Source organism: Methylobacterium trifolii (assembly GCF_022179685.1).
In the GTDB taxonomy this organism is placed as follows: domain Bacteria; phylum Pseudomonadota; class Alphaproteobacteria; order Rhizobiales; family Beijerinckiaceae; genus Methylobacterium; species Methylobacterium trifolii.
Map to the genome: position 1 here is coordinate 18,967 of NZ_BPRB01000055.1, position 21,498 is coordinate 40,464.

General features: G+C 70.8%; 20 protein-coding genes and 1 other RNA gene. 11 read left to right on the plus strand and 10 right to left on the minus strand.

Features of this window, described 5'->3' with window-relative positions:
• Positions 1–53: 53 nt before the first annotated feature.
• From COGEMETH_RS04750 to COGEMETH_RS04760, 3 genes are all read left to right on the plus strand, one after another.
• Positions 54–452 carry a hypothetical protein gene (locus COGEMETH_RS04750; protein ID WP_238181457.1) on the plus strand — a complete coding sequence of 133 codons (399 nt, stop codon included), beginning with the start codon at positions 54–56 and terminating at the stop codon, positions 450–452.
• Positions 453–600: 148 nt separating this feature from the next.
• Positions 601–1,023 (plus strand): hypothetical protein, encoded by a 423-nt coding sequence (locus COGEMETH_RS04755; RefSeq protein WP_238181458.1) that lies wholly within the window; start codon positions 601–603, stop codon positions 1,021–1,023.
• A gap of 54 nt (positions 1,024–1,077) precedes the next feature.
• Positions 1,078–1,800 carry a glutathione S-transferase gene (locus COGEMETH_RS04760; protein WP_238181459.1) on the plus strand — a complete coding sequence of 241 codons (723 nt, stop codon included), beginning with the start codon at positions 1,078–1,080 and terminating at the stop codon, positions 1,798–1,800.
• A 6-nt stretch (positions 1,801–1,806) separates the two neighbouring features.
• Here COGEMETH_RS04760 and COGEMETH_RS04765 read toward each other — a convergent pair whose 3' ends face one another.
• Positions 1,807–3,345 carry a YifB family Mg chelatase-like AAA ATPase gene (locus COGEMETH_RS04765; RefSeq protein WP_238181460.1) on the minus strand — a complete coding sequence of 513 codons (1,539 nt, stop codon included), beginning with the start codon at positions 3,343–3,345 and terminating at the stop codon, positions 1,807–1,809.
• Between the two features lie 119 nt (positions 3,346–3,464).
• On the opposite strand from COGEMETH_RS04765, the gene COGEMETH_RS04770 reads away from it, so the two are divergent.
• From COGEMETH_RS04770 to COGEMETH_RS04785, 4 genes are all read left to right on the plus strand, one after another.
• Entirely contained in the window at positions 3,465–3,725 is a 261-nt protein-coding gene (locus tag COGEMETH_RS04770; protein ID WP_238181461.1) for a PepSY domain-containing protein, read from the plus strand.
• Positions 3,726–3,777: 52 nt separating this feature from the next.
• Positions 3,778–3,874: signal recognition particle sRNA small type (gene ffs / locus COGEMETH_RS04775), an RNA gene on the plus strand.
• A 67-nt stretch (positions 3,875–3,941) separates the two neighbouring features.
• A complete protein-coding gene (locus COGEMETH_RS04780) occupies positions 3,942–5,765 on the plus strand; it encodes a DNA polymerase III subunit gamma/tau (RefSeq protein ID WP_238181462.1) in 1,824 nt (607 codons plus the stop codon).
• A gap of 108 nt (positions 5,766–5,873) precedes the next feature.
• Entirely contained in the window at positions 5,874–6,197 is a 324-nt protein-coding gene (locus COGEMETH_RS04785; protein ID WP_238181463.1) for a YbaB/EbfC family nucleoid-associated protein, read from the plus strand.
• Positions 6,198–6,272: 75 nt separating this feature from the next.
• Here COGEMETH_RS04785 and COGEMETH_RS04790 read toward each other — a convergent pair whose 3' ends face one another.
• A complete protein-coding gene (locus tag COGEMETH_RS04790) occupies positions 6,273–7,892 on the minus strand; it encodes a phosphoenolpyruvate carboxykinase (RefSeq protein ID WP_238181464.1) in 1,620 nt (539 codons plus the stop codon).
• Positions 7,893–8,266: 374 nt separating this feature from the next.
• On the opposite strand from COGEMETH_RS04790, the gene recR reads away from it, so the two are divergent.
• The 4 genes from recR to COGEMETH_RS04810 all read left to right on the plus strand — a co-directional run bounded on the left by recR (position 8,267) and on the right by COGEMETH_RS04810 (position 12,664).
• Positions 8,267–8,872 (plus strand): recombination mediator RecR, encoded by a 606-nt coding sequence (gene recR / locus COGEMETH_RS04795; protein ID WP_238181465.1) that lies wholly within the window; start codon positions 8,267–8,269, stop codon positions 8,870–8,872.
• Between the two features lie 100 nt (positions 8,873–8,972).
• Positions 8,973–9,488 carry a peptide deformylase gene (gene def, locus COGEMETH_RS04800; protein WP_238181466.1) on the plus strand — a complete coding sequence of 172 codons (516 nt, stop codon included), beginning with the start codon at positions 8,973–8,975 and terminating at the stop codon, positions 9,486–9,488.
• A gap of 195 nt (positions 9,489–9,683) precedes the next feature.
• Positions 9,684–10,901: a glycosyltransferase family 4 protein gene (locus COGEMETH_RS04805; RefSeq protein ID WP_238181467.1), complete on the plus strand. Its 1,218-nt coding sequence runs from the start codon at positions 9,684–9,686 to the stop codon at positions 10,899–10,901.
• Positions 10,898–12,664 (plus strand): glycosyltransferase family protein, encoded by a 1,767-nt coding sequence (locus tag COGEMETH_RS04810; RefSeq protein ID WP_238181468.1) that lies wholly within the window; start codon positions 10,898–10,900, stop codon positions 12,662–12,664. Before COGEMETH_RS04805 ends, COGEMETH_RS04810 begins: the two co-directional genes overlap by 4 nt.
• Before the next feature lie 106 nt (positions 12,665–12,770).
• On the opposite strand, the gene COGEMETH_RS04815 is transcribed toward COGEMETH_RS04810, so the two are convergent.
• From COGEMETH_RS04815 to COGEMETH_RS04850, 8 genes are all read right to left on the minus strand, one after another.
• Positions 12,771–13,697 (minus strand): calcium-binding protein, encoded by a 927-nt coding sequence (locus COGEMETH_RS04815; protein WP_238181469.1) that lies wholly within the window; start codon positions 13,695–13,697, stop codon positions 12,771–12,773.
• Between the two features lie 325 nt (positions 13,698–14,022).
• On the minus strand, positions 14,023–14,778 hold the full coding sequence (locus COGEMETH_RS25560) for a CatB-related O-acetyltransferase (protein ID WP_283214957.1): 756 nt from the start codon (positions 14,776–14,778) through the stop codon (positions 14,023–14,025).
• A gap of 161 nt (positions 14,779–14,939) precedes the next feature.
• Positions 14,940–15,962, minus strand: coding sequence for a glycosyltransferase (locus COGEMETH_RS04825; RefSeq protein WP_238181470.1), 1,023 nt, complete (start codon positions 15,960–15,962; stop codon positions 14,940–14,942).
• The gene (locus COGEMETH_RS04830) at positions 15,959–16,867 is read right to left on the minus strand and encodes a glycosyltransferase family 2 protein (protein WP_238181471.1); all 909 of its coding nucleotides are present in this window, start codon (positions 16,865–16,867) and stop codon (positions 15,959–15,961) included. Before COGEMETH_RS04830 ends, COGEMETH_RS04825 begins: the two co-directional genes overlap by 4 nt.
• A gap of 23 nt (positions 16,868–16,890) precedes the next feature.
• The gene (locus tag COGEMETH_RS04835; RefSeq protein WP_238181472.1) at positions 16,891–18,336 is read right to left on the minus strand and encodes an oligosaccharide flippase family protein; all 1,446 of its coding nucleotides are present in this window, start codon (positions 18,334–18,336) and stop codon (positions 16,891–16,893) included.
• 49 nt (positions 18,337–18,385) lie between these two features.
• A complete protein-coding gene (locus tag COGEMETH_RS04840; RefSeq protein WP_238181473.1) occupies positions 18,386–19,561 on the minus strand; it encodes a glycosyltransferase family 4 protein in 1,176 nt (391 codons plus the stop codon).
• Positions 19,561–20,745: an acyltransferase family protein gene (locus COGEMETH_RS04845; protein WP_238181474.1), complete on the minus strand. Its 1,185-nt coding sequence runs from the start codon at positions 20,743–20,745 to the stop codon at positions 19,561–19,563. The genes COGEMETH_RS04840 and COGEMETH_RS04845 overlap by 1 nt, the downstream gene beginning before the upstream one ends.
• Before the next feature lie 148 nt (positions 20,746–20,893).
• On the minus strand, positions 20,894–21,498 hold a 605-nt coding region (locus COGEMETH_RS04850), incomplete at its 5' end, for a CpsD/CapB family tyrosine-protein kinase (protein ID WP_238181475.1).

A 21,498-nucleotide genomic window follows, 5' to 3' on the forward strand; every position in this document is an offset into this window, starting at 1 on the left:
ACCGGGGCTCGCGAGTTTCCCGGCTCGGGACCGCCAACGCGAATCGGGATGCCATGAAGCCTCTGACCCATGCCGCGACCTTTGCCGCCGCCGCCCTGACGCTCCTCGCCGCGGGCGTCGGCACGGCAGACGCCGCGCGCAAGAAGGTGCAGGTGCCCGACCGCTACGATGGCACCTGGAGCATCGAGGTCATCACCGAATCCGGTGCCTGCGACCGCGCTTACCGCTACGGCGTGCGCATCGACCGCGGCGAGGCGAGCTACCCCGGAAGCGATTTTCGCATCAGCGGCCGGGTCGCCCCGAATGGGACCGTGCGGGCCACGATCTCCAACGCAGCCGGCAGCGCAAACGTGGTCGGGCGCCTCGGCCGGCAGGGTTACGGCAACGGGACCTGGACCACGGCCGGCGGGATCGATTGCCGGGGCCGCTGGAACGCCGAACGGCGTGGCTGAGACCGTCTGCCGCATGTGCCCCTGAGGCGACAACGCCAACGGAACGTCGATTTTGGGTACGCTGCGGTGCGGCAGGCCCTGTTCCGGACGCAATCCGCGGGAGAATGCTCGGAACCGGTTCGGACCCCGTTCGAGGCTTCCCCCCAGCATGAAGACGTCGCTCCTCGCCTCCCTCGCCGTCCTCTCCCTCATGAGCGCCGCAGAGGCGCGACCCCGCGTCCAGCCGGACGCCGAGAGGGTCATGGCGCCCCTCCAGCAGGCCGCCACCGATTGCTTCGCAGAGACGGTGATGGTCAATCCGGGCGCCATGACCCACGCCCGGGCCGGCCGCTGGTTCGAGGCCGCCGGGGTGATCGGCTTCCTCTGCCGGCCGGAGGTCGACGCCATGGTCCAGACCCACGACCGCCTGTTCGGCCGCGGCACCGGCGAGCGTTTCTTCAAGGGCGCCTACGCCCGCCACCTCGACCAGCAGCTCGCAGCCCGTCTCCAGCCGATGCTGGAGCGCAAGGCCGTGGCCAGCGCCGAGCCCGCGGTGGAGAAGGTCTCGGCCGAGGACGCCGCCGGCAACTGAGCCGGCGGGAACCGTCCGGCGCCCTTCCGGCCTATCGACGGGCGGAGGGTGAACATGGTCTACGAACTCTATTACTGGCCGACGATACAGGGACGGGGCGAGTTCGTCCGCCTCGCCCTCGAGGAGGCTGGGGCCGCCTACGTGGACGTGGCCCGCGGGAGTGAGGCGGACGGTGCCGGACTCCCGGCGATGAGCCGGGTCCTTCAGGACCCGGACAACCCCCGCCCCGCCTACGCTCCGCCCTTCCTCCGGGACGGCGATGTCGTCGTTGGCCAGACCGCGGCCATCCTGCTTCATCTCGGGCCCCGACTCGGTCTCGCGGGAGACTCCGAGGCCGACCGGATCTGGACGCACCAGATCCAGCTCACGATCGCCGACGTAGTGAGCGAGGCCCACGACACCCACCATCCCGTCGCCATCGGCCTGACCTACGAGGACCAGAAGACCGAGGCCCTGCGCCGGGCCAAGGCGTTCCGTGAGGAGCGCATTCCCGAGTTCCTGGCGTGGTTCGAGCATGTGCTGACCCGCAACGACGGCACCCACCTCGTCGGGGCCGCCCTCAGCTATGCCGACCTGTCGCTGTTCCAGCTCGTCGCCGGCCTGCTCTACGCCTTCCCGAAGGCGACCGGGGCGGTCCTTCGCGACAACCCCAGGGTGGCGGCCCTGCACGGCGCGATCCCGGAGCGCCCGCGCATCGGGGCCTATCTCGCCAGCCCGCGCCGCATTCCGTTCAACGAGCAGGGCATCTTCCGGCGCTATCCCGAACTCGACGGCTGATTGGCTTCAGGCGGCGGCAGCCGGCTTGTCGCCCCGGCCGCGATAGGAGAGGGCCTCGGCCAGGTGGAGCCGGCGCACGCGGGCCTCGCCGTCGAGGTCGGCCAGCGTCCGGGCGACGCGCAGGGTCCGGTGGAAGCCGCGGGCGGAGAGCCGCATGCTCTCGGCGGCCGCGCGGATCAGGGCCGCCCCGTCCGCATCCGGGCTCGCCACCTCCTCGATCACGGTGGCCGGGCAGGTGGCGTTGGTGGTCGCGGCCGGTAATCCGCGGGCGGCGTAGCGGTCGTTCTGGAGCCTGCGCGCCGCGGCCACGCGAGCCGCCGCCTCGCGCGAGCCCTCCACCGGCGACGGCAGGATCAGGTCGGCGGCGGTGACGGCCGGCACCTCGATGCGCAGGTCGATCCGGTCCAGCAGCGGGCCGGAGATCCGGGCGCCGTACTGGGCCATGCAGCGCTCGTTGGGCCCGCGGCGGCAGGCGTAGCCCGGCTCCAGCGCCTGCCCGCAGCGGCAGGGGTTCATCGCGGCGACCAGCTGGAAGCGGGCCGGGTAGGTCACGCGGTGGTTGGCCCGCGCGATCATCACCTCGCCGGTCTCCATGGGCTGGCGGAGCGAATCGAGCACCTGCGGCGTGAATTCCGGCAATTCGTCCAGGAACAGCACGCCCCCATGCGCGAGCGATGCCTCGCCGGGCCGGGCGTTGATGCCGCCGCCGACCAGCGCCGCCATCGAGGCGGAATGGTGCGGCTGGCGGAAGGGGCGCCGGTCGGAGAGCCTTCCCTCCCGCAACGCGCCCGCCACCGACTGGATCATCGACACGTCGAGGAGTTCGCGCGGCGAGAGCGGCGGCAGTATCGAGGGCAGGCGCGCGGCCAGCATCGACTTGCCGGCACCGGGCGGCCCGTTCATCAGCAGGTTGTGGCCGCCGGCCGCCGCGATCTCCAGGGCGCGCTTGGCCCCCTCCTGGCCCTTGATGTCGGACAGGTCCGGCATCGGGCCGCCGGGCGTGGCGATGGCGGGCTCGGGCCGCGCCATCACCTGGCTGCCCTTGAAATGGTTGGCGAGCTGGATCAGCGAGCGCGGCGCCAGCACGTCGAGGTCGCCGCCCGCCCAGGCCGCCTCCGGGCCGCTCGCGGCCGGGCAGATCAGGCCGAGCCCGCGCGAGCCGGCCGCGATGGCGGCGGGCAGGACGCCGTTGACCGCCGTGATCGAGCCGTCGAGCGCCAGTTCGCCGAGCACGCAATAGCCCGCGAGCGCATCCCCCGGCAGCGCGCCGATGGCGGCCATGACGCCGAGCGCGATCGGCAGGTCGTAATGCGAGCCCTCCTTCGGCAGGTCGGCGGGTGCCAGGTTCACGGTGATGCGCTTGGCCGGCAACGCCAGCCCCGAGGCGATCAGGGCGCCGCGCACCCGCTCGCGCGATTCCGCCACCGCCTTGTCCGGCAGGCCGACCACGGTGAAGTGGACCGCGCCGGGGATGATCTGCACCTGCACGTCGACGGCGCGCGCCTCGATCCCCTCGAAGGCGACGGTGGGGACGCGGGTGGCCATCGAAACTATCCTCGGCGTGGGACCGGAAGCCTAGGGGTACACGCCGGGGGAGACAACCTGAGGAACCCTCGCCGGGCTCGCCGGTTCATCGCCCGCCAACAGCCAAAAAGGAGACCGCCATGCGCGTCACGACGCCCCTCCTCGCCCTCGCCCTCGCGGCCGGCCTCGCGGGCCCCGCCGCAGCCGACGAGAAGCTGCCGCCCGAGCAGCAGGCCAAGGTCGAGGCCATGCTCAAGCAGGAAGGCTTCACCAAGTGGAAGGAGATCGAGCTGGACGACGGCATGATCGAGGTGGACGACGCCATCGACGCCAACGGCAAGCAGTTCGACCTCAAGCTCGATCCGAAGACCCTGGCGATCACCAAGCGCAAGCCGGAGTAGCCGCGCCCGCCGGGCGCTTGCCATCGCGCGGGCGCCCGGCCATATAGGCGCCGGGAGGTTGGCGAGGGACGTTTCACTCGCCAACCGGGTCAGGTCCGGAAGGAAGCAGCCCTAACGAGACCGAGCGGGTCTTCGTCCAGCCTCCCACCCGTTCCGATGCTCCGGCATCCCGGACCGCCCCCGCGCCGGGCGGATGCAGCACCCTCCGAATACGGCATGGACGCGCGCGACGGCACGCCTGACGACGAGCCGGGGCTGCCGGGTTTCCCCGCGCCACCCGCTGCCGCGACGCCCTACCGGGTGCTGGCGCGGAAATACCGGCCCAAGGATTTCGACGACCTGATCGGCCAGGACGCGATGGTGCGCACGCTGGCCAACGCGTTTGCGGCCGAGCGCATCCCGCAGGCCTGGATGCTCACGGGCGTGCGCGGCGTCGGCAAGACCACCACGGCCCGCATCCTCGCCCGCGGCCTGAACTATGCCCGCTTCGGCGTACCCGATACCGGCCCCACGGTGACGATGCCGGAACTCGGCGTGCACTGCCAGGCGATCATGGAATCCCGGCACATGGACGTGCTGGAGATGGACGCCGCCTCGCATACCGGCATCGACGACGTGCGCGGCATCATCGACGGCATCCGCTACGCGCCGGTCTCGGCCCGCTACAAGGTCTACATCGTCGACGAGGTCCACATGCTCTCGGAGAAGGCGTTCAACGCCTTCCTGAAGACGCTGGAGGAGCCGCCGCCCCACGCCAAGTTCGTCTTCGCCACCACCGAGATCCGCAAGGTCCCGGTGACGATCCTGTCGCGCTGCCAGCGCTTCGACCTGCGCCGCGTCGAGGCGCAGACCCTGCAGGCGCACCTGCGCAGGATCTGCACGGCGGAGGGCGTCACCGCCGAGGACGAGGCCTTGGGCGCGATCGTGCGCGCCGCCGAGGGCTCGGTGCGCGATGCGCTCTCGCTCCTCGACCAGGCCATCGCCCACGGGGCCGGTACCGTGACCGCTCAGAGCGTGCGCGACATGCTGGGGCTCGCCGACCGTGCCCGCATCCTCGACCTGTTCGAGGCGGCCATGCGCGGCGACGTGCCGGGCGCCTTCGCGGAACTGCGCAGCCAGTACGAGTCCGGCGCCGACCCCTCCGTGGTGCTCTCGGATCTCGCCGGCTTCACCCACCTCGTCACCCGGCTCAAGCTGGTGCCGGAGGCCGCCGCCGCCGACCCGACGCTCAGCGAGGTCGAGCGCGTGCGCGGCGGTACGTTCGCGCAGAAGCTGTCCGTGCGGGCCCTGTCGCGGGCGTGGCAGATCCTGCTCAAGGCGATTCCCGAGGTCCAGTCCGCCCCCCGGCCCCTGGCCGCGGCCGAGATGGCGCTCGTGCGCCTCGCCTACGCCGCCGACCTGCCGACGCCCGACGAGGCGTTGCGGCAACTCAGGGCCGAGGCCCACCCCGCCGGTGCGCAGGAGGGCGCCGCACCGGCCCGCCCAGCCCTCCCCCCGATCCCGGACCTGCGCGGCCATCCCGCCCCCGAACCGCCCCGGCGGCCGGAACCGGCTGCGCTCGTCCCCGCCCCTGTCACGCCCCGGCGCGAGCCGGAGCCCGCCGGGCCGCGGCTCGTTCGGTTCGAGGACGTGGTGGCGCTGGCCGACGAACGGCGCGACATCCAGCTCAAGGCGGCCCTCGAACGGGACGTCCACCTCGTGCGCTTCGAGGACGGGCGCATCGAGATCCGGCTCGCGGACGGTGCGCGCACGACCCTGGCCACCGACCTCGCCCGGGCGCTGGAGACCTGGACCGGCCGTCGCTGGATCGTCGCCCTGTCGAAAGAGGACGGCGCCCCGACGATCGCGGCCAACGCCCGCGCGGCCACCGAGACCCGCCGCGAGAGCGCGGCCGCCCACCCCCTCGTGCGCGAGGTGCTGGCCCGCTTTCCCGGCGCGCAGATCGTGGACGTGCGCGACAACGCGGCCGAGGCCCCATCCGGTGCCGAGCCGGAGATCGTGTCGGGTGAGGCCGATGCGGCCGAGGGCGACGAGGCCTGAAGCCCTTTTTTCGCGGACAGCATCGTTTTTTCCCGCGAACCGGCGGGCACTTCTCCGAATGATGCTTAGATCGGACGACAGACCCCGACCTGACAGGAGCCGACCGGCATGCGCGACCTCATGGGCATCATGAAGCAGGCTCAGGCCATGCAGGAGAAGATGGCCAGCATCCAGACCGAACTCGACACCGTCGAGGTGACGGGCTCCTCAGGCGGCGGGGCGGTCGGGGTGACGATGACGGCCAAGGGCCTGCTCAAGGCCGTGCGCATCGACCCGAGCCTGATGGTCGCCGACGAGCGCGAGATCCTGGAGGACCTGGTGCTGGCCGCCGTCAACGACGCCCGCGGCAAGGCCGAGCAGACGGCACAGGAGCGCATGGCCGAATTGACCAAGGGCCTGCCGCTGCCGCCTGGGATGAAGCTGCCGTTCTGAGGCGGCGCCCGCGCGCAGGGTATTCCGAACGGCGTCGCGCCGGCCGCCCGTGGCGGCCGGCGCGATCCATCGGGCTCAGGCGGCGATGGCTTGGGCGGAGGGCTCGGCCGCCTTCACGTCGTCGTCCACATGCGCCTCGAAGCGCTTGAAGTTCTCCTTGAACATGGAGACGAGGCGCGTCGCGGTCTCCGCGAAGGCGGCCTTGTTCTGCCAGGTCTTGTAGGGAACGAGGACGTGCGGCTCGACGCCGGGCACCGAGACCGGGACCGCGAAGCCGAAATACGGGTCGCGGCGGAACTCGGTCTTGGAGAGCGAGCCGTCGAGCGCGGCCCCGAGCAGGCGCCGGGTGACGCGGATCGGCATGCGCCGTCCGGTGCCGACGCCGCCCCCGGTCCAGCCGGTGTTGACGAGCCAGCAATCGACGTCGTGCTTGGCGATGAGGTCGCGCAGCAGGTTGCCGTAGGTGCTCGGGTGGCGCGGCATGAAGGGCGCCCCGAAGCAGGTGGAGAACGTCGCCTCCGGGCCGGTCAGGCCGCGCTCGGTGCCGGCGACCTTCGCGGTGTAGCCCGAGAGGAAGTGGTACATCGCCTCCGCGCCCGTGAGCTTGGCGATCGGCGGCATCACCCCGAAGGCGTCGCAGGTGAGCATCACGATGTTCTTCGGATGGGCCGCCCGGCCGGTGCTGCTGGCGTTGGCGATGAAGTCCAGCGGGTAGGCGCAGCGGGTGTTCTCGGTGAGCGAGGCGTCGTCGAAGTCCGGCACGCGCGAGAGCGGGTCGATGACCACGTTCTCCATCACCGTGCCGAAGCGCTCGGTGGTGGCGTAGATCTCCGGCTCGGCATTGCGCGAGAGCCGGATGGTCTTGGCGTAGCAGCCGCCCTCGAAGTTGAAGATGCCCTCCGGGCTCCAGCCGTGCTCGTCGTCGCCGAGCAGCTGGCGCGAGGAATCGTTCGAGAGGGTGGTCTTGCCGGTGCCCGAGAGGCCGAAGAACACGGCCGAGCCGCCCTCGGCATCGAGCGCCGCGTTGGCCGAACAGTGCATCGGCATCACGCCTTGGCCCGGCAGGATGTAGTTCAGGTAGGTGAAGACCGACTTCTTCATCTCGCCGGCATAGGCGGAGCCGCCGATCAGCACGAGCTTACGGGCGAAATCGATGGCGATCACGGTCTTCGAGCGGCAGCCGTGGCGGGCCGGGTCGGCCTGGAAGCTCGGCAGGTCGATGATCGTGAGGTCGGGGACGTAGGCCGCGATCTCGGAGCGCGCGGGCCGGATCAGCAGGTTGCGGATGAAAAGGGAGTGCCAGGCGAACTCGGTGAAGACACGCGCCTTGACCCGGTGGGCGGGATCGGCCCCGCCGTAGAGGTCCTGGGCGAACAGCTCGCGGCCCTCGGCCTGGGTGAGGAAGTCCTGGTACAGGGTCTCGAACTGCTCCGGCGTGATCGCGCCGTTGTTGTCCCACCAGATCTCGGCCTCGGTCGAGGCGTCGCGCACCACGAACTTGTCCTTGGGGGAGCGGCCGGTATGGCTGCCGGTGGTCGCCACCAGGGCGCCGCCGCGGGCGAGCAGGCCCTCGGCGCGGGCCAGTGCCTCCTCGTAGAGGCGCGGGGCCTCCAGGTTCCAGTGGACGGCCTTGAGGTTGCGCAGGCCGACGGCCTCGGCGCCGTGGCCCGCGTTGAAATCACCGATGTTGGTCACGATGTGTCCTCCGGCCCCTGTTCGCGCCGTGATGCTGTCATCTCTTGGGAGCGTCCGTGCGGTCGTACAGGCCCGCCGCACGCAGGTTCACCGCTCCCGGCTTCGCCCTGGATCAGTCGGCGAAGCGCCACCGTCAATATGCACGTTCCGGCAATTCCGCGACGCCGGACAGGGTTTGTCAGGCGCGGACGCGGAACGGATCGGGCACGGTGCCCTGGTATCCGCTGTCCTCTGAGGGGAACCTGAACGGCATCGCGGGAGCGTCCGACGGGCGTCACCCGGCCTCGCGATTTCGCGGTTCCCACGCATCCCGCTATGGGCTTCCCGACAATGCGGCCCGCCGCCCGAACCGACCGCCGAGAGAACCCGATCCGATGCCCCAAGCCGTCGCCGGTCCCGAGATCGAGCGCCTGATCCAGTTGTTGGCGCGGATGCCCGGCCTCGGACCGCGCTCGGCGCGCCGGGCCGCGCTCCAGCTCATCAAGAAGCGCGACACCCTGCTGGGGCCGCTCGCCGAGGCGATGCGGATCGCCGTCGAGCGCATCGTGGTCTGCCGGGACTGCGGCAACGTCGACACCAGCGACCCCTGCACCATCTGCCGGGACGAGTCCCGCGATCCCACCACCCTGGTCCTGGTGGAGGACGTGTCGGACCTCTGGGCCCTGGAGCGTTCGGGGGCGGTGCAGGCGCGCTACCACGTGCTCGGCGGCGTGCTCTCGGCACTCGACGGGGTGCGCCCGGAGCACCTCAACATCGCCGGCTTCGTCGAGCGGGTTGCCGACCCGGCGGTGAAGGAGGTCATCCTCGCCCTCAACGCCACGGTCGACGGCCAGACCACGGCCCACTACGTCACGGAATCGATCCGGCACCTCGACCGCACGGTGACGCGGCTCGCCCACGGCGTCCCCGTGGGCGGCGAACTGGACTACCTCGACGAGGGCACCCTCTCGGCCGCCATCCGCAGCCGCACGGCGTTCTGACGGGCGGGAGGGCCCGTCGCGGCAGCGGATTTGACCGGTCTGGCGCCTCCCCCTATTGGCGGAAGCTTCCGACGCAGCGCCCGCACGCCCCGGACGATCCATGGCCATCCGTCCCCTCGTCATCCTGCCCGACGCCCGCCTGCGCCAGCTCTCCGAGCCGGTCGGCCCGGTGACGGCCGAGATCCGGACGCTCGCCGCCGACATGCTGGAGACGATGTACGACGCCCCCGGCGTCGGCCTCGCCGCCATCCAGATCGGCGTCCCGAAGCGCCTCGTGACCATCGACACCTCGAAGGAGGAGAACGTCCGCCGGCCGCAGGTCTTCCTCGACCCCGCGATCACCTGGGCCTCGGAGGAGACGCGGGCCTACGACGAGGGCTGCCTCTCGATTCCCGAGTATTACGGCGAGGTCCTGCGGCCGGACCGCGTCCGGGTGCGGTTCCGCGACCTCGACGGGAGCGAGCAGGAGATCGAGGCGGACGGGCTGCTCGCCACCTGCATCCAGCACGAGATCGACCACCTCGACGGGGTGCTGTTCATCGACCACCTCTCGAAGCTCAAGCGCGACCGCATCACCAAGAAGTTCGCCAAGGCGGCCAAGCGCGACGCGGCTTAGAGCGCTTCCCGCCGAAGTGGACACCGGTTCGGCGTAAGGGAGCGCGTCCGATCAAGGACTTGGAGCCGTGCCCGATTGCAGCGCGATCGGGCACGGCTCCAGCCCTCGTCTTTGCCGCCCCCCATTCCGGCTGCTAGAGATCGCTCCCGTTCGCGGATGGCCGATCGCACGGCAGGCCGAGGGGAGATGCCGCGCATGGCGGGAGCCGGACGACGTATCCTGATCGACGTGTCGACGAGCCTGCGCTGGAAGGGGCACAACCCGGTCGGCATCGTGCGCACCGAGCGCGAGCTGGTTCAATATTTCCTCGAACACTGCCCGGACGCGGCGTTCTTCATCTACGATACCGGTGAGGACACGTTCTGGCTCGTGCCCAAGCGCGCGGTCGCGGCGATCTTCCAGGAACCGCAGGCGCGGGCCGCCTCGGTGCCCGTGGCGGGCCAACTCGACGAGAACGTGCTGCTGCGGTTCCAGCGCGAGGACGTCGTCTTCAGCGTCGGGCTGCAATGGGACATCGCCTACATGGCGCGCCTCTATGCCGAGAAAAAGCGCCGGGGCATGTTCGTCGTGCAGACGGTCTACGACATCATCCCGATCCTGATGCCGGAATACTGCGTTCCCGGCATGGAGCAGAAGTTCCCGAAGTTCATCGTCGACACCGCCTGGACGGCCGACCTGATCTTCTGCATCTCGGATTCGACCAGCCGGGACCTGATCCGCTATTACGACCATATCGGGCTGAAGGCCCCGCCGGTCACGCGGATCGAACTGGGTTCGGACATCCCGACGACACGCCCGCCGACCACGCAGGCTGCCGGCGAGTCCGGGTTCCTCGACCTCGAAGCCGGCAACTTCGTGCTCTACGTCAGCACGATCGAGCCGCGCAAGAACCACCAGATGCTGTTCAACATCTGGCGCGAGCTGTACGAGACCGACAGGGAGCGGCTGGTTCCACTGGTCTTCGTCGGGAACGCGGGCTGGAATACGAGTGAGTTGCTGCACTTCATCCGCAGCAGCGGCAACCTGTATCCAGACTACATCCGGATTTTAAGCAACGTCGCCGACGACGACCTCGACTGGCTCTACCGGAACGCGCGGCTGAGCGTGTATCCCTCCCTCTACGAGGGTTGGGGCCTGCCGATGGCCGAAAGCCTCGCCCGCGGCACCGTCTGCATCGGCTCGAACACCTCCTCGATGCCGGAGGTCGGCGGCGCCCTCACCGACCTGCTGCACCCCCTCGACTACCTGGGCTGGCGCGACCGCATCCGCCATTACCTCACGGACGCGGAGGCGCTCGCCGCGCGGGAGGCTGAGATCCGCGCGGGCTACGCGCCGCCGTCCTGGGACGCCTGCATGGCCAAGTTCAGCCGGGACCTGTTCGAGGCCCTGGACCGGCGGGAGGTGCCGCAATGAAGGTCCTCACGCTCTCGACCTACCGCACCGACCTGCCCCGGCACGGCGGGCAGGTCCGGCTCGCGGCGATCCAGCGGGTGCTGCGTTCGCAGGGTTGGACGATCCGGCACATGCCCGTCTACGTCCGCAACGCGGACGACCTGCCCGAGGACAGCGCGTTCCTGTTCCCCTTCGATCCCGATTTCCATCGCCGCCTCGAAGAGACTCAGGGGCGCAGCGACGTGGACGCCGCCGACTTCCTCCTCGGCGATCCGTCCCGGTTCGCGGCGGCCTGCGACCTGATCGACGGCTACGATCCCGACTGCATCTGGCTGGAGCAGCCCTGGCTCTGGCCCTTCGTGAAGGTCTATCTCGCCGGCCGTTCCGGGAGCCGGGCCCGGGTGGTCTACGGCTCGCAGAACGTCGAGACGCATCTGATCGAGAACGTGATCCGCAAGCTGCCGAAGCGGGCGCGCGAGCGCATCCGCGCCACGGCGGAGGCGATGGAGCGGGACCTCTGCGCGGTCTGTGACGGCATCGTCGCCGTGAGCCGGGGGGACCTCGCGTTCTTCCAGGCCTACGGGAAGCCGTCGGTCCTGGCGGCAAACGGAGTCTGGCCGAAAGGCCAGAGGAGCGGCGTCGACTACTGGCGCAAGGAGGCGTCGCTGTTCTCGACCGCGATGTTCGTGAGTTCGGCCCATCCGCCGAACGCCACGGGCTTCGTCGAGATGCTCGGGGACAACCTCGCCTATCTCGCACCGGACGAACGCATCATCGTGGTCGGCGGCGTGATCAAGCTGCTGGAAGGCCCCGGCTTCTACGGCGAGCACAGGGGGCTCAACCTGTCCCGCCTCATCGCCGCGGGCGTCCAGGACGAGGGCGGGCTGTCGACCATCCTCGACGTGACGAAGGGCGTCCTGCTGCCGATCAAGGAGGGCGGCGGCACGAACCTCAAGACGGCCGAGGCGCTGAACAACCGCAAGCCCATCGTCGCCACCACCGCGGCCATGCGCGGCTTCGAGGAATTCTCGGACTTCCCCGGCGTGACCATCCGGGACGATCCGGCCGCGTTCCGGGCCGCGGTCAAGGCGCTGCTCGCCACCGAGGCGCGCGGAGCGCCGGACTACACCGCAGAGCAGGAGCGCATGCTCGACACCCTGCTCTGGCCCGCCACCCTGGGCGCGATCCCGTCGTTCCTGGAGGGGCTGAGCGCCGGCCGGATCGGTGGTCCGCCCTTGCCGGGGCTCCTGCCGGGCCCAGAGACCGCCCGGGCCGCCACCGCCCCCGTCCGGGTCTGGTCGGAATATCAGTTGCGTCCTCTGCTGGCGCGGGGCTGGCACGATTTCGAGCCCGCCGGCACCTGGAGCCGCGAGCGGAACGCCGCCCTGCGCATCCGCTTCCCGGAAGAGGCGCGAGGCGCGGTGCACCTGCGCATCGCGATGGAGGTGTTCAACCCGCAGAAGCGACCCATCGACATCGAGATCTTCACCCCCGGCGGCCACCAGGCCACGCACCGTTTCCGCGGCGGGGACCGGCAGCGTTCGGTCGCGATCCGGATCGACGAGACCGACCGCGATGGCAGCGGCATGACGGAGGTCTACTTCCGGTCGAGTGCGCTGTTCAGCCCGATCTCGTCGAGCCGGAGTGACGATGCCCGGCTGCTCGGGTTCCGCGTCACGGCCATCGAGGTGAGCCAGGACCCTCTGCCCGGTTCGAGGCCTTCGAGCCCGGTGCGGAGCGCCCTCGCCGGAGCGATCGGGCGCATGGTGGACCGGCTACGGTAGGGTCTTGCGTCAGGTCGTGCGCGCCGCCCCGTAGCCTCGGACCGAAGGTCTTGTCCGGTCCGAGACTCCAGGTTCGTCGGGTGGCGTCGTCTCTGGGATCGACGGTCTAGACGAAGGCTCCCGCGTTCACCTGTCCCGGGGTCACGCCCGCTATCTCGACCGTCCCGCCGCCCGACAAGGTCAGGAGCGCGCTGCCGCCTGCGGCCGTGCCGAGGGTATAGGTCTGCCCCTGGAGGTCGATGCGGTCGCCCGCGGTCGCGTCGAAGCCAAGGATCACGTCCCGGCCGCCGTCGAGCCCGAAGACGTAGCGGTCCGCGCCCAGGTCGCCCGACAGCACGTCGTCGCCGCGATCACCCGACAGAACGTCGTCGCCCTGGCCGCCGAACAGGGTGTCGTACCCCTGACCGCCGAACAACGTGTCGTCGCCCTGGCCCCCGAGCAGCGTGTCGGAGCCGGTGTTTCCGTAGAGCAGGTCGTTGTCCTGCAGGCCGTAGACGAGGTCGTCGCCGCCGGCGCCCACGATCGTGTCGTCGCCGCGAAGCCCCAGGATCGTGTCGTTGCCCGCCGAGCCCGTGATGAAGTCGGGGCCCCCGAACGCGAAGATGCTCGCATTGATCTGGCTCGGAGCGTATCCGACGATCTCGACCGTACCGCCGCCCGAAAGGATCAGCAGGGCGTTGCCGGTGAAAGACTGCCCGCGCGTATAGCTCTGCCCTTGCAGATCGATGCTGTCGCCCTGGGTCTGGTCGAAGCCAACGATGATATCGGAGCCCGCGTTCGTTCCGAACACGAAGCGGTCCGCTCCGAGATCCCCGGACAGGACGTCGTTGCCCTCTTCGCCGTTCAGGATATCGTTGCCCTGGCCGCCGTAGAGCGTATCGGAGCCCGTGCCGCCGTAGAGCGTGTCGACGCCGGCATTGCCGAGGACGACGTCGTCGCCGCCATTGCCGAAGATGATGTCGTTCCCCTGAAAGCCGTAGAGGGTATCGTTGCGCGAACTGCCCTGAACCGCGTCGTTTCCCGGCGTACTCATGTCATCGCCTCATTCTACCAAAATTACAGCCCGAAACCGCGCGGCACGACGCTGAGGTCGCGGCCACGCTTGCCGCCGGCACTATAAAACAGAAGACCAAGACAAAGAGGATGTTTTTAGCGAATAACCATAATAGTGATCACTTTATCGTTAGCAAACGTCGGTTTTTAGGCTGATAGATTATTATATAGGCGCAATCAGCGCGCGACTGGCTAATTTGTAGGCAACATCGAAACGAGCCTCGCGCGGGGCCTCGCTGCCGCTTCCCTCGATGATTCGGCGGCAGCCGTGAAACGCGCGACGCCGCGGCGGCGGCGCATCGCGGTCAGCCCGACGCGCCGGCGTCTCCGGCCGGGCGCCGGAGAGCTGCTATCTCCCCGAGGGCGCGCAGGGCTTCCGGATCGTCGGCGGATATCCGCATCGCGTCGCGCCAGCGCTCCAGGTCCGCCATGCTCAGCTCCCACCAGCGCGCGTCGAGGAGCCGTTGACGGACCGCCTCCGGAAAGCGGTAGCGGACCACGCGGGCCGGGACGCCGACGGCCACGGCGAAATCGGGAACGTCGCGGGTCACCACGGCACCGGCGCCGATCACGGCGCCGATCCCGATCCGCCGGCATCCGGGGGTGATCACGACGTACTCGCCGATCCAGGCGTCGTGTCCGATCTCGAGTTCCGGCGCGGGCCGGGGCATGTTGTCGAAGGCGCCGTAGACGCCCTCGTAGAAGGCGGGACTCGCGCTGATCCGGTCGATGGGATGGTTGAAGGACCAGCTCGCGCTCTGCGCCATCGAGACGTAGCGGCCGATGCGCAGACCTTCGCGCAGGTGCCACGTGGGATAGAGCAGGTTGCCGTAGGTGTAGGCGCCGACGCTGACGCGATTGCGGTCCCAGAGCACCTCGCGCAGGGTGTAGCTGTAGGCCGCCCCCCCTTCCCAGTTGCGCAGCCGCCAGATCCACCGCGACGGCAGGCGCCGCCCGAGCAGGGCCAGGAGAAACCTCAGCCGCCGGGACCTCCGAAGCCCGGGGTCCGACAGGTCCGGCCCGTCGCAGGTGGCGCGCACGTCCCCCGGGGGGGGCGTCACCGCAGAGAACGCAGTCGCTCGCAGGGCCCTAGCCCCCCTATCGTCTCCGGACGCGTTCTGAACGGACGGCCGATCCCTGCCGGGCGCGACGGCGGAAGGGTCCCCGCCCCGTTCAGGGGACGCGGCCTTCGTGGGAACCAGCGGCAGCACGTTCGATCCCGTCATAGCTCCGGCGCTCCCGCGGGACCCAGGCGTCTTGGACGGCCGGTCTCGCCGCGCAGGCCCGCCCACCAGCCGGCGAGCGCCACGCGAAAGTTCCGGACCGCGCCGGCCCGCAGGTACTGGCCGGTGAGGAGCAGCGTCGCCACCGCCGCGACCGGGAAGGCGGCCGGGTAGAACCGGCGCGTCAGGATGAGGCGGTTGCGCTCGTCGAGGAACACGGACAGGGGCGAGCGCGCCCGCCGGTCGACGCTCGAACCGATCGTGGCGCCGTGGTCGTGCAGCACCACGGATTCGTGCGCGTAGCCCAGCCGGAAGCCGCGCCGGCGCAGGCACCAATCCACTTCCTCGGCGTAGAGGAAGTAATCCTCGCTCATCGGGCCGACCTGGGCGATGTAGTCGCGGCTGACATACATCGCCGCGCCCGAGACGTATTGCTGCGCCCGCTCGACGGCGGCGCGATCGACGGGGGAATCGGCCGCCGCGCCGAGGCCGATGTTGTAGCCCCGGCCCAGCCAGTGCCGCCAGCGCCCGCCGTAGAGCTGGACGCGTCCGGAATCCTTGACGATCAGGCGACTGCCGACGATCCCGTAACCGCCGGCCCGGGCATGGGCCACGAGGGCGGCCAGCGCATCGGGCCGCGGTTCCGTGTCGGGGTTGAGAATCCAGAGGGCGGACCAGTCCGGCCGTGATGCCAGCGCCGCGATCATCGCGTTGATCGCCCCGGCATAGCCGAGATTGTGCCGGGCGCGCAGGAGCCGGATCTCTCCGACCGCGTGGCCGGCGCCCGCCGGGCGCAGGACGACGCCGCGGTCGATCTCGCCCGACACGCCGTCGGCCGGCACGCCCTCGCCACCGAATCGGTCCCGCAGGACCGCTTCCAGTTCCGCGAAGCCCGCGGCACCGCCGTTCTCGCAGACGTAGACGGCGCGGACCGGATGGCTCGATCCGTCGAGGCTGGCGAGGCACTCCGCGATGGCCTGCGCACAGCGGAAGCCGACGATTCCGACCACGACATCCGTCATCGCACGGCCTCCGATGCGCGCCCGAAGGCGAGGCGGTGCGCCTCGGCGAAGCGGAAACTGCGTATCCGCAGCAGCACGCGCAACGCGGCCCAGCGGATGCGCGGTGCCGACAGCTCCGGCGCACGCAACAGGCGCACGGCCTGCGGCAGTGCCGAGAGCAGGACGATCCAGGCGCGGGCGAGCCAGGCCGCAGCGCCGAGGGGGCCGGGGCGGGCCAGGGCATGGGCCTCGCGGGTGGTGCGACGCCACTTGCGCACGAGCTCGGCCCAGGTCCGGCGGGCAGGATGGGCGACGACGCAGGCCGGCGCGTAGCCGAGCCGGTAGCCGAGGCGGCGGGCGCGGTGGCACCACTCGACGTCCTCGGAGACGCCGTTGGCGAAGGGGCCCACCGCCTCGAACACCGCCCGCGGCATCAGCATGTTGGCGGTGACCGTGAACCCCTTGCGCCTCACGTAGAGGTCGTTGCGGAAGGCGAACACCAGCTCGTAGGCCTCCACAGGCTCCGGCGCGCCGTCGCGCTCCGGCACGACGGTGACCGCGCCGCCGACCACGTCGTGGTGGGCGAGCGCCGCGACGCCTTCGCGCAGCCAGTCCGGCGCGGGGCGGCAGTCGCTGTCGATGAAGGCGAGGATACGGCCTTTGGCCGCCGCCACCCCCGCGTTCCGGGCCGGGCCCGCCCCGCGCTCGGGCGCGGCCACGACGCGGGCACGGGTGCCGGCCAAAGCCGCGACGGCCGCGAGACCGCCGCGCGAGCCGTTGTCCGACACGACGATCTCGAAATGGTCGCGCCCGAGGGTCTGGGCCTGGAGATGCGACAGGCAGAGGTCGAGGTTCTCCAGGTCGTCGAGATGCGGCATCACCACGGAGATCGCCGGGCCGTCCGCCGTTCCGGATGGTTCCTGCATGCGGTCCTCCTCACGGTCCGAAATCATCCGAGCACCTCGGCCACCGAGCCCATCGAGACCATGTCGCGCAGGCCGACGCCCCGGGCGCGCAGGGCCAGCACGTAGGCGAGCAGGCCCAGGCCGCCGTAGAGGACGCACAAGCCGATCCACTCGGGCAGCGGCAGGGGCTCGGCGGCGGCCGAGACGGCGACGAGGCCGAGGATGGCGCCGACGGGGAACAGCACGAGGAACCAGGCCAGCCCCCGGCTGAAGGGGTGCAGGACGAGCGTCCGCCAGACGATCCAGACCAGGACGAGGCTCTCGCCGGCGGCGAGCGCGAACACGAAGCCGGCGAGCGACCGGTGCAGGGGGATGGTCAGGGCGGCCAGGAGGACCGCGACCGCTCCGGCGATCGAGCCCCGGAGGAGGAAGCGCGTCTGCCCGGCGGCGAGACAGGGTGGGACGGGGAAGGCCAGCAGCGACTTGATGCAGACGTCGATGGCGATGGCCCCGATGAGCAGTTGCGAGGGCTCGTAGGCCGAGCCGAAGACGAGGCCGATCATCGGGCGGCCGGCGGCGAGCAGGCCGATGCCGTAGGCGAAGGCCGCCATGGAGAGCCACGCCGCCCAGCGGTCGAGGATGTGGGAGCGGGCGGGGTCGGCGGGCTTGAGCCCGACGAGGGCCGGCAGGTAGATGCTGGTGAGGAACTTGATCAGCTGCCCGCGGGGGATCAGGGCGGTCCCCATGGCATTGCTGTACTGGGCCAACGTCGCGACGCCGAGCGCGCTGCCGACGAGCAGGCGGTCGCCCATGATGCTGAAGGCGTTGGCCATGCCGTTGGGGATCAGCGGGCGCCCGAAGCTCTGGGCGTCCCTGGCGACGGCGCGGTTCCAGCACAGGCGCCAGCGGCGGCGCGCCATCAGGTGCGAGACGACGACGCCGACCACCGCCCCGCCGACGATCCCGAACAGCATGCAGCTGTAATCGCGAAAGACCAGGGCGAGGGCGACCGAGACCACGGTCCAGGCGGCCTGCGCGGCGACCAGCGTGGCCGCATCCGGCCAGAACTCGTAGGTCCGGGTGAGTTCCTTGACCCCGAGGTTCTGGAACCCGCGCACGAGGGACACCAGCGGCAGCAGCAGGAAGGCCCAGAGGGCCTGGGGCACGTCGAGGGCGGCCACGACGAACGGGGCCGCCGCCAGCAGCACCAGGGCGATGAAGACCGAGCGGATCAGGGCGACGGCGTGCAGCGTGCCGTAGACCTCGTCCGGGTCCGCCTCGGCGTGGCCGCGCACGGCCGAGTACTGGATACCGATGTCGGTGGCGAGTTCGGCGAAGGCCGCGACGACGGACAGCGAGATGGCCAGCCCATACTGCTCCCGCGGCAGGGTGTGGGACAGGGCGATGTTGCGCAGCAGCGGGAACAGCATGTCCGCCATGTTGCCGGACAGCAGCGTCGCGCCGGAGCGCAGGCGTGACAGGGCGGCCATCAGGCGAATTTCTCGAGGCGGATCGGGACGGGGCGGGAGCGCGCGAACCTCACGAGGGACTTCCCTCCGCCAGCGGTCGCAGGTCGGCATGCACGGCCTCGGGACGACGCTGGCGCACGCCGCGGATGAGGTCCGCGCTGCGCGTGCCCCAGGCCTCCCAGGTCAAGTCGGATCTGGCGCGGGCGAGCGTGCTCTCGCGCAGCCGGGCATAGGCCGCGGGCGAGCCCCACTGCGCCTCGACCACGTCCGCGTAGGCGCCGGCCGTCGCGTCCAGGGGGAACAGGAAGCCGTTGATGCCGGGGCGTACGATGGTGGGGATGCCGCCGGTGGCGGTGGCCAGACTCGGCAGCCCGTAGGCGCCGGCCTCGCAGAACACCAGGCCGTAGGCTTCCTGCCGGCTCGGGACGATCAGGAACGCGGCCCGGGCGAACAGGTCCTGGAGCTGCCGGTGCTGCGCGGGGTCGCCCTTGCTGAGGAAGCCGTGGGCGACGAGCCCCGGCACGGCGCCGACCGAGGCGGGCACGGCGCAGCCGACGACGTGCAGCTCGGCCTCGACCCCGCGCGCGCGGAGCGTCCGCAGCACCGCGAGCGCCAGGTCCCCGCCCTTGCGGGCCCAGTCGACGCCGATGAACAGCAGGCGGCAGACCCGGTCGGCGGGGGTATTCGACGGGACCGGGGCCTCGTCGAGGTTGGCGCCGAACGGCACCGCGTGCGCGCGGTCGTGGCCGGCGCCGTAATCCCGGCGTGCCGAGTCGGCCGCCCAGTCCGAGGCGTAGAGCGAGAGGGCGGCGCCCCCGATCACGCGGGCCTCGATCCGTTCGCCGTTGCGCAAGGTGCGCTGCGACAATCCGGAGAACCAGTCCGGATAGTAGTCGCGCATCACCCGGAAGGTCGCGTCCGAGCAGTGGACCACGTCGAAGTCGTCGACGAGGCCGTAGAGCTGCGTGGAACTGGCCAGCCCGAACACCACGTCGGGCCGGAACCGTTCGAGGCGCCGGCGCAGGGCCATCCCGTAGAGGGCGGCGACGGCGGGCTCCCGCAGGGGGTCGACCCGCAGGCGCGAGCCCGCCCGCCGCAGGCCCTGCATCAGCTTTCGCATCGGCGGGCTTCCGATGGGCTCCACCGTCTCGAACTGGGCGCGCAGGGCGCGCAGGCAGAAATACGGGGTCCCGCTCCAGGCGGCGTAGTTCTCCGGCGAGCCGGAGGAGAGGAAGGCGACGCGCATCAGGCCCGTCCCCGGCCGGACCCGGCCGCTCCGTCCGTCGCGAACAGCCCGGTCATGGAGGCCGGTGCCGCCGGGACGACCGCTCCGGCCTCGCTCCCGCGGGCGCGGAAGCGATGGCGCAGGCGCGAGACCGGCCGCGCGATCAGGACGTAGGACAGCCAGGCGAGGCCGAAGGTGACCACGGTCGAGACCAGGGCGACGGGCCACTTGGCCAGCGTGGACATCTCGCCGGCCCGGTCGTGGTCGAGCCACCAGAGGAAGAGGTCCAGGGGCATGAAGTGCCAGAGGTAGGCCGCGAACGAGAGCCGTCCCATCCAGACCATCGGTGCGGTGTCGAGGAACGCGAGCCCGCGCGTGCCGACGGGCGTCGCGTACAGGGCGAGGAAGCCGAGGCCGATGGCGACGCCCTGCACCGAATAGCGGGCCGTGTCCCGGAAGACGGGATCGCGCACGGCCAGCGACGCCACGAGGAGCCCGGCGGCGGCCGAGGCGATCAGGTAGCCGTGCCGCGCAGGCTTGGCGAGCATCGCCGGAAAGCGGGCGAACACCACCGCGAGCCAGCAGCCGTAGCCGATCGAATCCAGCCGTGAATCGCTTGCCTTGTAGGTCCAGTCCGCGTCGAGGTTCAGGGCGAGGACGACCACGAGGCGCCAGACCAGGGCCGCCACCAGCAGGCCGGTGAGGACGTACAGGAGGCGGCGCGGATTGCGGGCCAGCAGGAGCAGGCACAGGGGGAACAGGAGATAGAAGTGCTCCTCCACGGCCAGCGACCAGAGGATGTGCCAGCCGACGCAGACGTCGTACGAGCACATGCCGTTGATGAGGTGATAGTAGTTCGTGAAGTAGAAGACCGCCGCCAGCAGCTCGACCGGCCTGACGACCTTGTCCGTCGCCAGGCCGACGACGAGCGTGACGAGCACGAAGGCGAGGAGTTCCGGCGCGAGCCGGAGCAGGCGGCGCAGGTAGAAGTTCCGCAGGTCGATCCCGCCGGAGGCGTCGAGTTCGCGCAGCAGCAGGGTCGTGATCAGGAAGCCGCTCACGAAGAAGAAGATCGTGACGCCGAATCCGCCCGGAACGATCTTCCCGAAGCCGTAATGCCCGGCCATCACGATCAGGATCGAGAGCGCCCGGACCCCGTCGAGGCCGGGGATGTGCTCCCGGCCGACGAGTCGCGGCGCGGACACGGACTGCCCGGCTCCCGAGGAATGCGTTGCCGTCTGCAATGACATCAGCGATCCTTTTTCGAAGGGCCGACGCGCGTCGGAACGTCGAGTCCGGCGGCGGCGTACCGCGCGCGGCCTCGCTTCATCGGGCGGGTGCGCATCGCGGGGCTCAGGCGGCGATCCGGGTGCGGTAGTAGGTCGATTCCCGGTCGCCGTAGCCGGGCAGCCGGGGCAGGTGCACCTTGTTGAGCACCACGCCGAGGAGGCGGTCGTGGATCGCGGGCGCCGAGCGCAGGGCGTCGGCCACGACCTCGCGGCAGGTGACGCCCCACTCGACCACCAGGATGAAGCCGTCGAGGTAGGCCGCCATGGCGCGGGCATCGATCACGGGCAGGATCGGCGGCAGGTCCACGATGACGTAGTCGTAATCCTCCCCCGCCTCGGTCAGGAGGGCCTGCATGGCCCGCGAGCCCAGGATCTCGTGCGAGTCCCGCCGCGCCAGCGTGGTGGTGGCCGGCAGGAAGTCCAGGCGCGGGTTCGAGGATCGCAGCACGCTGGCCGACAGTTCGGCCCCGCCGTAGAGGACGCTGTCGAGCCCGTTCTCGACGCCGGGCGCCAGTTCGGCGGTCAGGGAGGACTTGCGCAGGTCGCCGTCGATCAGCAGCACCCGCGAGCCGTTCTGGGCGATCAGGTTGGCGAGGTTGGCCGCCACCATGGTCTTGCCCTCGTCCGGCAGGCAGGAGACGATTCCGACGAGGCGTGCGCCCGACCCGC